The organism is Abiotrophia sp. HMSC24B09, assembly GCF_001815865.1.
Lineage (GTDB): Bacteria > Bacillota > Bacilli > Lactobacillales > Aerococcaceae > Abiotrophia.
The window spans coordinates 14,456-27,770 of sequence record NZ_KV822203.1 but is presented as its reverse complement, the minus strand read 5'-3'; the positions used below and the strand labels follow the sequence as shown (position 1 = coordinate 27,770).

Sequence of the window (13,315 nt, the reverse complement as noted above, 5' to 3'; positions counted from 1 at the left end):
ATTCTTGATTATAGGTGCTTATAGGTAATTTAAAAACTGTGCACACTTTGTGCACACTCAGTGCACAAAAAAAGCTCCGCTAACCTTAATGGCTGGCGGAGCTTTTTTGCATGTCCAGAAGGTGGATGACCTTATCATCAGACTTAGCCTTTAGTTCATCTAAGACGTGTCCGTAGACTCGTCGAATCATGGTTGTATCAGCATGGCCTACACGCTCTGATACATATTGTTCATATACGTCATTGTTAAGCAGGTAGCTAATATGTGTGTGCCTGAACGCATGTGTGGTTATGCGTGGCACTCCAGCTCGTTCGCAGTGACGAGTCAGCACCTTATTAACCATGGTCCAACTAATCGGTTTAAAAGTGTTTCTGTTGATAAATATAAATCCATCCACATTTTTGTCAGATGTCTTGCACAAGCTTCGCCGGTCATCTACGATCTCAGCCAAGTAGGAGCAGGTTACTTTATCTACTTTTACCTGGCGGACACTAGATTCTGTTTTGGTAGCTTTGGCTTTGTGTGTAAGGACATAGTCATAAGATTGTCTAACCGAGATGACCTGATTAGCAATGTCAACATCGCCAAATGTAAGGCCCAAAATCTCCCCAATACGCATGCCGGTAGCATTGGCCAATATCAAGATGTAGTTGGCCGTATTATCGAGTGTGGTCGTTTCTAGGACCTGGTGCATCAACTTATTCATATCAGCCTCAGACAAGTATTTAACCTTCTTATCAGACTGCTTGCCTACGACCTTAGCGGAGAATGTAGGGTCTTTCTTAATGACACCGTTCCTAAAAGCATAGTCGAAGCACGCCTTTAGGTGATGGTGAAACTTCCTAGCAGTCTCATGTGCATGGTCTTTGCCGTAGTCTAGTATTATTCGTTGGTAATCAGCAGATGTAATGTCGCCAATCGACGTGGCGCCAAAGTAACTATCGACCGCCTTCATCGTATAGTGATAGTTGACCTGGGTCCGCTCTGTAATGTACGGCACCCTGGTCGTTTCATACCAACGCTTAAAATACCGTCTAAATTCCGTTGTCGCGCTTTCTAGGTCGTAGCCATGTATATTAGGTCGGCTTCAGTTAATCTCGCCTCAGCAGTGGCCTCTGCTTTAGTCCTGAAGCCCGATTTGTTTATCGTCTTACGTTTGCCGTCAGAATCGTAGTAAGAAATTCTATACTGCCAGACCTTACCGCGCTTAGTTATGCTTGCCATCAATACACCTCCTAAAACAAATGTTCTATTTTTGGCCCGATACATCCGCCAGCCGTCTGACTGGCGGTTCTAAATAGACTTAGATTTGGCATTTCAGATATAAAAAAATGGACGAATGCAAAGCACTCGTCCTAGCCCTAAAGGCAATATATGTTTTAATAGTCCTATAGACTCTACACATATAATATCAGACTCTAGTACCTTTGTCAAACAGAAATAACTCATTCACTTTTTTGGTAATTACATCTAACGTTGCATCAGATAGCTTAATTTTATTTAAGGCATGAATTTTTTTAGTTGGATTTATAATTCTGGTTTTACATATGGTGGTAATTTGGTCTATTTTAGCAACTGTCCCGCTTTTCATGAATTGGATTTCTTCTTGAAGGGCGATATATGAATTGACAGAATATTTGTAAAAGTCTCCTTGCTCCTCGTATCGTTTCGACAAGTATTTATGAGTTGCTTTGAAGGGGTAGGATATATCGGGGACCAACATCGTGGAAAGGGTAGGATACATTCTTGTGGACTCTTCATCGAACACGAACTCTTTGTCCTGGTGTGTAGCCTTAAACCTTTCCAGCTCTGTCTCAATATTGGATCTATGTAGACCGTATATGTTAATACTCCTAAGCGTAGCTTCAACTTTGTGCTCAATCGTATCATAAAATTCAGTCCCTAAATCTATCTCTTGTGGTTGAATTCTCTTGCCTTGCTTTTTAGACACAAGTGGTACAACTGTTAAAAGACCGGATTTAGTAGAATCTTTTGAGGTTAGAACTATGGCATAATGGACGCCGCCAATTTCATACCCGACGTTATATCCAAAATCTACCTTCACTACGCTACCTCTTGGGAATGCCCAGTATTTTACTGCCTTTCCTTTATACCTTGATTCAGCTATAGCATGATTAACCAATCTAGAAATCCATTTGAGCAAGTTGAGGTATTGCTTGTGATTTTGATTTTTGAAAATTTCATATGCCCTCGATATCTTGTCTAGCAGATTATTTTCATTTAAATGAGGCTGATTAGACATGTTTTTGCTCCTTCGCCCACGATGGCGTTTTTATTTTATGAATCTCACAAAGTGATGTGGCAAGCCGAAATATTCGGCGATTGCCTCTTGAGACATGAGCGACAACTCTGCATACTGCCTATTGAGCAGCTCAAAGGCAAAGCGATGCGCCTCCGCCTCCATGCGCATGATGGATGACGATACAGAGACCGATCGCATGAATGGAGTGCTAGCCTGCTTATGCAAGACGCAGTGGCCCAACTCATGGCAGAGCGTGTACTCTTGTAAATTCTCCTCAATCAGCTCATTGAGGATGATAGTATTAAAACGACTGTTTCTGACCGTCAGACCGCAGGTATCAGAGTCCAACGGCATGACCAGTATGTCAATCTTCTTATCCTTGGCAATGCGACGCGCATCGTACGTTGCATGCGCACGATATAGCTTGTCGACCTCATCACCGATTGTCATGGCGTCACCTCAAATCAGTTTCTGTATTTTTTAGGCGTGAAGTGTTGCTTGGCCTTTTGCTTGTTAAGCTCCATGGCCATTTGGATAGCTGCCTTAAGCGCAGCCTTACCTTCTTCAGTCATTGGCTCACCGTAAAAGTTGACCTCTGCATCGGTAGCCATACCATCTAGCAGGCGATCTACCTCCTGGCCAATGTCTAACTTCTCTTTTTCGGTAAGGGTATAATAAGGTTGTTCTGAACGTCCAAGAAGATAGTCAGTACTGACTTGAAAGTAGTCAGCAACCTTTTGCAAACGTTCGCTAGATGGGGACGACGCATCCCATTTTCTAATAGAACTGTTAGCCAGACCAAGTATTCGTTCCAATTCTGCCAAGGTCATCTTTTTGCTATCAGCAAGGCTTTTTATTCGTTCTACTAAAGACATTTTTATCAACTCCTAAGAGCTTACCAAAATAAAGAGAAAAATTTCCGTTTAAGTGTTGACACAAGGAAAATAATCCTTTATAATTACTTTGTAAGCTAAAATCGTTAAGCAAACATTTGACGCCTATCTATCTAAATAAAGTCCGCCAAGACAACGATAATGCACGTCTTAAAGTGTATGCTTATTTCTTATGCTTACATAATAGAATAAATTCCGTTCGATGTCAACAAGAACGGAACCTAAACTCGGAATATTTTCTATAGGGAGGAGGTGAGAGCATGACTAAGGAAACGCAAAAAGCCCTGGACACCATCAAGGAGCAACTCGAATTACTCAAAAATGTGTCCAAGGAAACATCAGACCCTGATAAGTTAGCGAATCTAACAAACTCAATGGCAAATTTGATTAGTACCGCTAAAACGCTAATTTTCTACTGAAAGTACCCCATTGGATTTGGTTTCTTTTCAGCATCAGCTCTGCGAAGTTCATCGTAGGCACTATTGTACCGCTTTAATAAAGTCTTAGGAGAAAGTGTGCTTACGTCCTCTGATTTTTCAACATAAAGCAACGCCAAAGCTTCTAACTTATTAGACGGAAAAGACTTATTCTCTTGGCCCATTTTTTTCACCTCCTCAACAACCTCAAGCACGCAGGCAGCTAGATTCATCATACCTAATGCTTGAGGTTAGGAGAAGAAGTGGAAACAAAATCAGCAAGAAACCTAAAACATTCAGCAAGAATTTACAAGAGAGGTGAGAACATGGAAAAAGAAACGACAATCAAAATTGAAAATATCGACGATCTAAAAAAACTGCTCGACACTGCAAAAGAGCAATGCGAACAGTTAACAGAGACGATTGAAAAAATTCAATCATTTAAGCCTAGAGTCCGAGTCGTTTAAGAGCCCAGAGTTCAGCAGCTTTCTCTTGCATTGAATGCCAATCATCAAAGGACGTATTTTCTCGAACAAATTCATCTAATGAGCTTTCGTCAATTTCTTCCTGGTTTTGGAAATCGAAACCGCTAGATTCGACGAATTCGTCAATAGAGTCAAAACTCGTGTAATTAATCATAAATGATGGTGTGAACAGGTCATCGAAAGAAACCGTGTGCTCGCCATCAAGACGCTTAGCATTCTGTTCTAACTGAGAAAGTTGCTTTCCAAGCTCTTCTAAGCCAGTAATCTCAAACATAATATCACCTCGTTTCTTTTAAGAGTGTGTCTAAACATCGAAGTAGAAGGTAAAGATGATGAAGACATATTAAGTGTATAACATATTTAGTTGTGAGTCAACGTTACAACCCTACATGTTGTGCGTAAGGAACTGAAAAATATGTGTAAACACAATATGTTGTGGAATAAAATAAGCGAGTTATTGGATAAAACTGAGCTAACCAAGGCAGAAGTGGCAAGAAGAGCAAATATTAGCACTTCATTGTTGCCAGCAATACGGAATGGCAAAGTAAAGAAACCTAGTTTTGAACTAATATGCAAATTATCTGACGCTTTTAACGTGGATATCAACTATTTCAGAGAGGGATGTTAAGGCAGGTTTTGCCTGATTTTACCTATTCAAAAAGCCCGTTAAGACGGGCTTTTTGTCTGCAAGTGATATTGCATGTGTCACTTGGTGTGCACAAAAATTACACAGTATAAGAATGAAAGAAACGCCGCTAGCCAACAAAGTCTAGTGGCGTTTCTTTATTTTTCTTTAATCTCAAATTCATGGACTCTATTAAAGACTAGGCCTTTTGCTTTATCGTTATCCTTATATTGGACGGCGTGTACTTTATGCTTGCCAACATTTGTTTTTGTATCTGGAACATAGAGAGAACCATCCATACCCAAACCAACCTGTTTGCTATCAACTTCTATTCCGTCAATGTAGAAATAGGTGAGCAAAGTACCATTGTCGCACTCTGCGATAAAGAGGTTTATATGAGTAACATTTCATTCATTTTTTCTTTTTGTAAATCATTCTTTTTTATAAAGGAATGAACTTGATTTTTCAGACCATACGCTGGGGAATTACGCATATCAGACCGACATCTCTAACTAATGACTCAAATACCTGTTTCAAGATTCTAATTTTGATAATTGATAAGAATAGACACTAGGAATTATCACTACAAAGAAAAGTGTCAAGAAGAATACCCAGTAAACATATAGTTGCACAAAGGAATTTAGAAACAATAACAATCCTCCTAATACCCAAATTTTTCCAGCTAGGCGATGCGTTTTTCTCCAGTTTTGATCATTCTCCAAGGTCCACGGTAGTCGAATACCGATTATATAATTTCGGTGTGTTTTTGGTAGATAATTTCCAATTACAATCATCACGACTCCCATAAAAATCTGAGCTAGTAGCCCACTCATCATGGAATAACCCAAAGATTCTCCGAAGATAGAAATCATTGATAGACAAGATACAAAAGGAATAATCCAGTAAATCAAAAGTTGTATTTTTGAACTGATATTGCTAGATTTAGGATCCTTAATCATTATAAATAGAAGCAACCAATGCATCAAAAGCATGAGAGTCGGTAATCCAAAGATAGCAAACATTTTATGATTGTAGCCATCTGCTTGACCCAGTAGATTAAAATGAGTGGGCATCTCCTCTGGTAATTGATACCAGAAAACACAACCTACAAGGGAAGGTAGTAGGATGAGAATGCTCGTAAATAATACCAATTTCTTATTGATTTTTATCTTCATCAAAATGATTTCCTTTCAGATCTGCTAACCAAACCATTATATCCTCTAAAACCGATGTATTTAACTCATAGTAAATAAAGTTTTTCTCTTTCATTTCATGAATCAAATCAGCTGCTTTCAAAATCGTAAGATGATGTGAAATCGTTGCACCCGTCAACTCGAAATTACTGGCAATTTCTCCTGCAGATAATCTACCTGTTTTGAGTAAATTTAAAATCTCTCTCCTAACTGGGTGAGATAAGGCTTTAAAGCTATTTGCAAAACTCATGGTTCTTCCTTTCCCTTTGTAATATTAGCAAGGCTAGGAATAAGCATGGTAGAACTGATAGCATTCCAGCCGGTGACGGGCCTAAAATCAAGAGGCCTGAAACTTTTTCTCCTGGTAATTGAAAGAGTAACCCAAGACCTGCAGTTGCATTGATTGCCCCATGAAATAGTGCTGAAGCCCAGATAGAGCCTGTCTTTGCCAACAACCAGCTTAACAATATTCCTAGGCTAAAACAAAATAGAAACATGGCGACAACTCCCAAAACAGGATAAGCAAAATAAGATAGTCCATAATTATAGCCTTGCAAATTGATTGGTAGATGCCAAAGACTCCAAATGAGACCAAGCAAGACATGAGTCTGGACTATTGAAAAGCGTTCTCTTAGAGCTGGGTAAAGATAGCCACGCCAACCAATTTCCTCTCCCAATGCAAAGAAACTATTAAGAAAAGGAGCGTAGGTCAAACTAGCTAGGATTTGAATCAAGGCCAAGGAAGATAAGGGAATGGTTGATTGAGAGACGCCTTTTTCTTGTAAGATGGCTTGAATAGATTCCAAACCAAGGCTGAAATTGCTAGGAAATACAAGAAAATAAAGTCCTGCTCCTAAAAAACTGATGACTGCTGGTAACCAGATAGCTAGTAAGTAAAAGCGCCAGTTCCTCTTGAGATTCACGACTAATTTAGATTTGATTCCACTAGGTTGATTCGTGATTTTCCCTAAAATAAAGACTGCAAGCGCAGGCATCCACATGGCCACAGTACTAGCAAGCTGATTCCATGGAGAATTAAGACCGGCACCACTTAGCCATAGTGCCAACCATATTATCCAAGCAAGGCCGTAAGCCAAGACCACAAAAAGAAGGATTGTTCTCTTATTTGACATATTGATATACTTCACTTTCTATTTAGATGTTTTTCTAAATAGTATTATACACCTTTCCATTCTATATACAAGAACTATTTAGATGTTTTTCTAAATAGTTTGGAAAATTTTTATTTCCCCTCGCTCAGCTTCAGATAAGTGTTTGTATGATTGATTTGTGGCAGAATAATTAGTGGACATGCTCATCTTCCTTTATACTGATTTTCGCAACTCTAGTATATCAGATGAACATGTCTTTTTTGTTGCACTTCATTTTATAACAGGGCAAAAACCGAAAATAAGTCCCTTATAATGATGACCTATTTCCAGTTTTTGTCACTGACTTGCTAAATAATAGTTGAAATAATTAGTTGATTAGCTACTATATGTCTAATCTCTACCCATTAGCCCTTAGCCGGTTCTCATAGGCCAGTTTCATTAACATGGTATAGAGGGGGCCCATGTCATAGCGTTTGGGGAATTCCAGGGTCAGGGTCAAGCGGCTTTCGCTGTGGGCCTTGAGGCGGATGTTATCCAGGTATTCAATGGTCAGTTCGCTGTCATCCAGCATGGCGCCAGCCGTTTCTAGCTCGACATTAATAATGTTCATGAGGAAGATGGTCTTATAGCGAGCCTTCTTGCCAGTGGTGCCTTGGCGGTCGACCAAGAGAATGCGGATATTGGTGAAGATGACCAGGTCCCGAATGAGGGCATAGCCCGCCTGGATTTCTTCTTCTTCGATTAAGAGATGGCCGTAGTCCTTGGCTAAGCTGTCTTTGGAGACCTCACTCATATTGCCGGATAGGCCTTGGAATAAATTGCCTAATACCATACTAATCCCTCCTTATGGATTCTTAGCTCTAGTATAGCAGACCCATGCCGTCCTTGCCCAAGAAAAGGCCCTAACTTTCAACTGGCTTCAATCTGTAGTACAATAGAAGCACGAAAATCAAGCAGGAAAAATGACCGCGCGACGGAGGGGGCGACAAAATGTTAGCATATGAAATATTGGGCCTAGAGGGTCCCACAGAGGATGAGGCGGTCCTAGAGGCAGCCTATCGTCAACGCTATGAGGAGTGGCAGGAGGATGCCCAGGCCCTGGCCCAACTAGAGGCAGCCTATCAATGGGCCCTCAGCCAGCGGGGCGCTAGCCAGGACATCGCCAGCTTGTTTAATGATTTGGATGACTCATCTGAGGAGGAGGGGACAGACTGGACCGACTTTGACCTGGAAGCCTGGATGGCATCAGGCCTGTCGGGCCAATTCAGCCAGCAGGTGGCTCATAACCGACTGGCCCAGAATCTGGCCGGTGTCAAAGCCCAATTCAATGACTGGTCAACCTGGCAGCAGCTCCTAGTCGACCAAGCCAATAAGGACTGGCAGGTGCCCCAGGAAGACTTCCTCTTGGCTCTACAAGCCCTGCCCCTAGAATCATTAGAAAATAAACGGGTTCTCTATACCTTACTGGGCTATGTTCCCAGCCTCAATGGCGATCCTGAACTGACCCAAGCCCTTGGCCAACGGGTCAATCAGCGCTGGCAGGAACTGGTAGGCAAGCCTTGGTATCCAATCAATCGCGCTATGCTCCTAACGGGCTTGATTACGACCTTTGGTAGTCTGGCTTGCTTTGGCTTACAGATCTTAATCTGGTTAGGGATCATGATTTGGCCCCAAGCCTATGCCGTCTGGCTGCCCTTGGTGGCTAGCAACGCCTTGGTCTGCTACTGTTTTGAGCTTGAATATAGTACGGTCAATAACTGGGGCCACTTCCCTCATTACTTGGATGGCAGGGGCTATCGCTATCTGGCCCTGTCCAGTCTGCCCTTGGCCGGCCTCTATCTGGTCACTCTGGTCTTGGGCCTCTTGGCGGTCTGGCAAGAGACCTGGTTGCCGGCCTTTGGCTGGACCTTTGGTCTGCTGCTGGCACTAGTGGCGGTCCTGCTCTTGGCCCAGCGGGGCTTAGGTATGGGGGCCTTTCACTTCAAGAATCAGGTCTATGATGCGGGCCAACCCATCCTCTATCTGATTTTGGCCGGCCTGGTCCTAGTGACCCTGGTTGCCTGGTTCTTGCACATGAGCCAGCCTAATTTTTCGATCTTCTTATTAAGTAGCTTTTATTTATATGTTAACGCCAAACTAGACCCAACCAAGAAGCCAGCAGGGCGCTACCTGCTTAACCAGGTCAGCTACCTGATTAGCGTCTCGGCCTTGCTGGTGGCTTGGCGACTCTATCAAGGTGCCTTCTGGCAGGTGCCCAACATTATCTGGTGGGTCATGGCCCTGACCTTAGTTCCCTGCCTTGTGGGGACTTTGCTGGCCAGATTCCAATCGCGTGAAAAGGAGTAAGTATTATGACAGTTATCGGTATTGACTTAGGTACCACCAACAGCTTGGCGGTGGCCTATAGTGACGGGCAAGTTCGCATGATTCCCAATAGTTTTGGGGAATATCTGACCCCTAGCGTGGTCTACTACGACGGGGCCGAAATCCAAGTCGGCAAGATTGCCCGGGAGAAATTAGTGACCCATCCTCAAGACACCGCCCAACTCTTCAAGCTCCATATGGGGGCCAACCGCCAAATTACCTTGTCCAAACGTGCCTTCCAGCCGGAAGAATTGTCAGCCTGTGTCCTCAAACAGTTGGTGGCAGACGCCGAGGCCTTTTTAGGTCAGACGGTGACCGAGCTGGTTATTAGTGTGCCGGCTTACTTCAACGCGGAGCAACGCCAAGCCACTAAGAAGGCGGGCGAGTTGCTGGGCCTCAAGGTAGAACGTCTCATTAATGAGCCGTCTGCAGCAGCCATTGCCTGTCATGAGGCAGACGAATTCGAGACCTTCGTGGTCTTCGACTTTGGGGGCGGGACCCTGGACGTGTCCGTGGTGGACTGCTTCGAAAATGTCATCTCCATTGCGGCCATTGCCGGGGATAACCACCTGGGCGGTAGCGACTTCGACCGACTGATTGCCCAATATGTTTGCCGCAAGGCTGGGACCAACTTTGAGGCTCTCAACCGACGCACCCGCAACTCTCTGCTCTTGGCGGCGGAGCGGGTCAAGAAGCAATTGTCTGAATTTGAGTCAGTCAATATGCAGGTCCAACTGGAAGGTAAGTCCCATGAATATAAGATTACCAATGAATTATTGGCTGAAATCAGCCAGCCCCTCTTCAAACGCATGCGGGAAGTCATCCGCAAGGCCATTGTGGAAAGTAAGTTTGGTGCGGGCGAACTAGACCGCCTGATCTTGGTTGGGGGTTCTTCCTACATGCCAGTGGTCAATGACTACCTCAAGCGCCTACTTAACCTGCCAGTCGTGAGCGGTCAGAAGATGGACGAGTTAGTGGCCCTAGGTTTAGGTCAGTATATCGGTATCAAGACCCGGGCCCAAGAGGTCAAGGACTTGGTGGTGACCGACATTTGTCCTTTCTCCCTGTCTACTTCGGTTCACAACTATGTGGATGAGGACAAGGATTTGTCTGACGTCCTGATTGCGCGTAATTCCGTTCTGCCTAGCAGCAAGACCCAGATCTATTCGCCGGTCCGCAAGGATCAGCCAACTATTCGTTTCAAGGTCTACCAGGGGGAAGCCATGTATGCCAAGGACAATCTCTTCCTGGGCTCGGTTCAGTTGCCAGTTCCTAGCAATGTTGACGACCAGTCCTTTGCGGTCACTTATTCCTATGACATCAACTCTATCCTCTATGTGGAAATCAAGACCGTGGCTACCGACGAAGTCAAGACCTACAAGCTGGGCCCTAACAAGAGCCTGGTAGCGGTGGATGAAACTGATACGGCCCATAAGGAAATCAAGGAGCTAGCCCTACAATTGGCTAGCCAACCAGAGCGGGATGCCCTCTTTGAACGGGCCCTGCGACTCTATCAAGAATTGAGCTTGGAGCAAAAGCAAGACTTACAACTGACTCTGATGCGCTTCTCCCGTCTCTTTGCCCGTTATCAGAACAACCTGCTTAAGAAGCGGCAGTTGCTGGATTCAACCAATGACTACCTAGACCACCTAGAGTGGGGCTTGGATGCCGGCATGGGCGATATCTTCCGGGATGTGGAGTCTGACTGGGACCAAGATTCGGATTGGGACCAAGAATTAGAAGCCGAGCTAGACCGGACCGTCATGGAATTCCTCAATGAGGATAGTGAAACTGAGGAAGGGGAGGATGCCCATGGCTAAGACGCCCTGGCAAGTCTTAGGGCTAAGCGGGCCAACTGCGGATAAGAAGGCCATTAAGCGGGCCTATGCCCAACAAGTTAAGCTCTACCATCCAGAGGACCATCCGGAAGAATTCCAGGCCCTACAGGCAGCCTACCAAGAGGCCCTCAAGCGGGCGACCGACTTAGCTGCCCAAGAAAGCAGGGGGGCGGGGGCGGATTTCTTAGGCGACCAGTCAGCAAGCAGTGGCCCAAGTGCCACTAGCAAAGCCGGCAGCCAGCCCGATCATGCCAGCGAGCAGTCTAAGGCCAAACCGTCAGATCAGGGGCCAGCCCAGTCGGCTGACCAAAAGCCTAACCAGTCGTCCGGCCAAAAGCCTGGCCAGTCGCCCGGCCCAAGTGGCCAGACCAAGTCCCAGTGGCAAGCACCTAAGCAAACAGAGCCTAGCTCTGAAACCAGCTTCGATTGGTCGGATGCCAATCAGGGGCCTGAGGACAGCACAAGTAGCCAGTCCCTGTCCTGGTCAGCACCGCAAGACCAGGAGCCAGCCAGCCAGGCTCATTTAAGCTGGCAGGACCAAGCCGATGAAGGCCGCCAGTCTGGCAGCCTCAACTGGCAGGACCGACCAGAGGAAGATCGCCAGTCGGGCAGTCTCAACTGGCAGGAGCAAGCAGAAGAGCGTCGCCAGTCGGGTAGCCTTAACTGGCAGGACCAAGCCGAGGACAGTCGCCAATCAAGTAGCCTTAACTGGGATGACAGCGAGTCCGATAGTTCTTTGGGGGACTTGGATGAGTTAGAGGCTGACGACCCCATTTTCTCTGAATTGGAAGAGCCCGAGCAGGACCTTTTCCGTCAGGAGGAGCAGGAGCAGGAGCCAGAGCCTGCGGACTACCAGCCGTCCATGGACTTCAACCTGGACTATCAAGTTGACATTCAGCAGCTTTTGGCTCCGCTCAGAGGCTTCCTGGATGACCAGGACCTAGAAGACTTGCTGACCAACCAAGCCCTTATGGCGCAAATTCGTCAGCATGACCAGAAAGAAGCATTAGACCGGGCCCTGACCCGCCTAGTCCTGACCCAGAATCGTCGCAAGCGCAAGCGGGTCAAGCAACTGGCCCAGCAATATGGCCTGATCCATTTGCTTAAGAAGAGCAAGCAGGGCTTCCGTCTGCCTTATTGGCCTCTGTGGCGCTTGGGCTTAGCGGGGATTGCCTTTTTACTGGCAGCAATCTTCGGGCGATTTACTGGCTCGGGCCCTAGCCATCCTGTTCCGCCACGCAAGCCAGCGGTCGATGTCGGCAAGTTGGCCGTTATTAGCTATGACCCTATTTCCATTCCGAGTTTTAGCCTGGACTTGTCCGGCCTAGATCAAATGGGGGAGAGCGGCCGACTGGAAGGGCCAGAGGGCAATCAGACCCTCTGGATTGGGGAAGAAGAGCGCCTGACCGGCATTAAGCAGGCTTGGTCTGTGACTCGGACTGCCACCCTCTATCAGACCCAGTCCGGCTATGCCCTCCACCTAAGGGCCAAGGACAAGCTGATAGACTTTAAGGACTATCAGGCCATGCGCCAGGTGAAGGCCTTTAATGACCAGGGAACCCAGAAACCGGCCCTAGTCGGTCAAGACAAGTCCAGCCAGCAATGGTACCTAGTGGACCTATCTTCGGGTAAAGTCCTGGCTGCCGTTAGTGGGGCAGCGCCTGAGCAGGGAGACACCAGCATGGGCGTTCACTACAGCCAGCAGGGAGACCTAGTGAAGGCCCAGTGGGAGCGCCTGCCCCAATAAGTTCTCAAGCCTTATAACTAGCCAGCAAGCCAGTCTTGCTGGCTTTTTTGTATGGAGCTAGTGGTCCACTCTGGAAAGTGGACCACTGGCTCAGACCAAACCGGCACTTTCCCCTTGTTTTCCTGCAAAAACAAAGGAGCTAGTGGACCACTCGAGAAAGTGGACCACTAGCTCAGACCAAACCGGCGAATTTCCCTGATTTCCGGCAAAAACAAAGGAGCCAGTGGTCCACTCGAAAAAGTGGGCCACTAGCTCAGTCAAAAAGGGCGAATTCCCCTGGTTTCCGGCAAAAACAGAGGAGCCAGTGGACCACTCTGGCAAGTGGACCACTAGCTCAGACCAAACCGGTGAATTCCCCTGGTTTCCGGCAAAAACAAAG

Annotated in this window: 17 protein-coding genes; 6 read left to right on the top strand and 11 right to left on the bottom strand. The window is 45.9% G+C overall.

The features are described 5' to 3' along the window. Window positions 1-85: 85 nt before the first annotated feature. From HMPREF3093_RS04890 to HMPREF3093_RS04875, 5 genes are all read right to left on the bottom strand, one after another. Complete coding sequence (locus HMPREF3093_RS04890) at window positions 86-1,075, bottom strand: tyrosine-type recombinase/integrase (protein WP_257244538.1); 990 nt, start codon at window positions 1,073-1,075, stop codon at window positions 86-88. Beyond that, on the bottom strand, window positions 1,057-1,224 hold the full coding sequence (locus HMPREF3093_RS10025; RefSeq protein ID WP_180363269.1) for an Arm DNA-binding domain-containing protein: 168 nt from the start codon (window positions 1,222-1,224) through the stop codon (window positions 1,057-1,059). The genes HMPREF3093_RS04890 and HMPREF3093_RS10025 overlap by 19 nt, the downstream gene beginning before the upstream one ends. 187 nt (window positions 1,225-1,411) lie before the next feature. Then, entirely contained in the window at window positions 1,412-2,263 is an 852-nt protein-coding gene (locus HMPREF3093_RS04885) for a type II toxin-antitoxin system PemK/MazF family toxin (RefSeq protein ID WP_070755866.1), read from the bottom strand. 30 nt (window positions 2,264-2,293) lie between these two features. Then, window positions 2,294-2,713, bottom strand: a complete 420-nt coding sequence (locus tag HMPREF3093_RS04880; protein WP_070755865.1) for an ImmA/IrrE family metallo-endopeptidase — start codon at window positions 2,711-2,713, stop codon at window positions 2,294-2,296. A 14-nt stretch (window positions 2,714-2,727) separates the two neighbouring features. Beyond that, window positions 2,728-3,138 (bottom strand): helix-turn-helix domain-containing protein, encoded by a 411-nt coding sequence (locus HMPREF3093_RS04875; RefSeq protein WP_070755864.1) that lies wholly within the window; start codon window positions 3,136-3,138, stop codon window positions 2,728-2,730. Window positions 3,139-3,416: 278 nt separating this feature from the next. Between HMPREF3093_RS04875 and HMPREF3093_RS09785 the strand changes: the two genes are divergently transcribed. Then, window positions 3,417-3,575 (top strand): hypothetical protein, encoded by a 159-nt coding sequence (locus HMPREF3093_RS09785; RefSeq protein WP_180363268.1) that lies wholly within the window; start codon window positions 3,417-3,419, stop codon window positions 3,573-3,575. Here HMPREF3093_RS09785 and HMPREF3093_RS04870 read toward each other — a convergent pair. Beyond that, window positions 3,569-3,757 carry a hypothetical protein gene (locus HMPREF3093_RS04870; RefSeq protein ID WP_070755863.1) on the bottom strand — a complete coding sequence of 63 codons (189 nt, stop codon included), beginning with the start codon at window positions 3,755-3,757 and terminating at the stop codon, window positions 3,569-3,571. The two genes, HMPREF3093_RS09785 and HMPREF3093_RS04870, sit on opposite strands and share 7 nt — an antisense overlap. A 141-nt stretch (window positions 3,758-3,898) precedes the next feature. Here HMPREF3093_RS04870 and HMPREF3093_RS09780 point away from each other — a divergent pair, with 141 nt between their 5' ends. Further along, a complete protein-coding gene (locus HMPREF3093_RS09780) occupies window positions 3,899-4,039 on the top strand; it encodes a hypothetical protein (RefSeq protein ID WP_180363267.1) in 141 nt (46 codons plus the stop codon). On the opposite strand, the gene HMPREF3093_RS04860 is transcribed toward HMPREF3093_RS09780, so the two are convergent. Then, complete coding sequence (locus HMPREF3093_RS04860) at window positions 4,020-4,331, bottom strand: hypothetical protein (RefSeq protein WP_070755861.1); 312 nt, start codon at window positions 4,329-4,331, stop codon at window positions 4,020-4,022. The two genes, HMPREF3093_RS09780 and HMPREF3093_RS04860, sit on opposite strands and share 20 nt — an antisense overlap. A gap of 141 nt (window positions 4,332-4,472) precedes the next feature. Between HMPREF3093_RS04860 and HMPREF3093_RS10020 the strand changes: the two genes are divergently transcribed. Beyond that, window positions 4,473-4,685 (top strand): helix-turn-helix transcriptional regulator, encoded by a 213-nt coding sequence (locus HMPREF3093_RS10020; RefSeq protein WP_083316278.1) that lies wholly within the window; start codon window positions 4,473-4,475, stop codon window positions 4,683-4,685. A 530-nt stretch (window positions 4,686-5,215) separates the two neighbouring features. Here the strand turns inward: HMPREF3093_RS10020 and HMPREF3093_RS04850 are convergent. From HMPREF3093_RS04850 to HMPREF3093_RS04835, 4 genes are all read right to left on the bottom strand, one after another. After that, window positions 5,216-5,857, bottom strand: coding sequence for an SdpI family protein (locus HMPREF3093_RS04850; protein WP_083316277.1), 642 nt, complete (start codon window positions 5,855-5,857; stop codon window positions 5,216-5,218). Next, window positions 5,838-6,125, bottom strand: coding sequence for an autorepressor SdpR family transcription factor (locus tag HMPREF3093_RS04845; RefSeq protein ID WP_070755860.1), 288 nt, complete (start codon window positions 6,123-6,125; stop codon window positions 5,838-5,840). Before HMPREF3093_RS04845 ends, HMPREF3093_RS04850 begins: the two co-directional genes overlap by 20 nt. Further along, the gene (locus HMPREF3093_RS04840; protein ID WP_070755859.1) at window positions 6,109-7,008 is read right to left on the bottom strand and encodes a CPBP family intramembrane glutamic endopeptidase; all 900 of its coding nucleotides are present in this window, start codon (window positions 7,006-7,008) and stop codon (window positions 6,109-6,111) included. The genes HMPREF3093_RS04845 and HMPREF3093_RS04840 overlap by 17 nt, the downstream gene beginning before the upstream one ends. Window positions 7,009-7,384: 376 nt before the next feature. Beyond that, complete coding sequence (locus HMPREF3093_RS04835; protein WP_070755858.1) at window positions 7,385-7,819, bottom strand: PH domain-containing protein; 435 nt, start codon at window positions 7,817-7,819, stop codon at window positions 7,385-7,387. 158 nt (window positions 7,820-7,977) lie between these two features. On the opposite strand from HMPREF3093_RS04835, the gene HMPREF3093_RS04830 reads away from it, so the two are divergent. From HMPREF3093_RS04830 to HMPREF3093_RS04820, 3 genes are read left to right on the top strand one after another with little or no spacing between them, the layout of a single operon-like run. Then, window positions 7,978-9,333 carry a hypothetical protein gene (locus HMPREF3093_RS04830; RefSeq protein ID WP_070755857.1) on the top strand — a complete coding sequence of 452 codons (1,356 nt, stop codon included), beginning with the start codon at window positions 7,978-7,980 and terminating at the stop codon, window positions 9,331-9,333. A 5-nt stretch (window positions 9,334-9,338) separates the two neighbouring features. Beyond that, on the top strand, window positions 9,339-11,171 hold the full coding sequence (locus HMPREF3093_RS04825; protein ID WP_070755856.1) for a molecular chaperone HscC: 1,833 nt from the start codon (window positions 9,339-9,341) through the stop codon (window positions 11,169-11,171). Further along, on the top strand, window positions 11,164-12,936 hold the full coding sequence (locus tag HMPREF3093_RS04820) for a hypothetical protein (RefSeq protein WP_143227661.1): 1,773 nt from the start codon (window positions 11,164-11,166) through the stop codon (window positions 12,934-12,936). The genes HMPREF3093_RS04825 and HMPREF3093_RS04820 overlap by 8 nt, the downstream gene beginning before the upstream one ends. Window positions 12,937-13,315 lie beyond the last annotated feature (379 nt).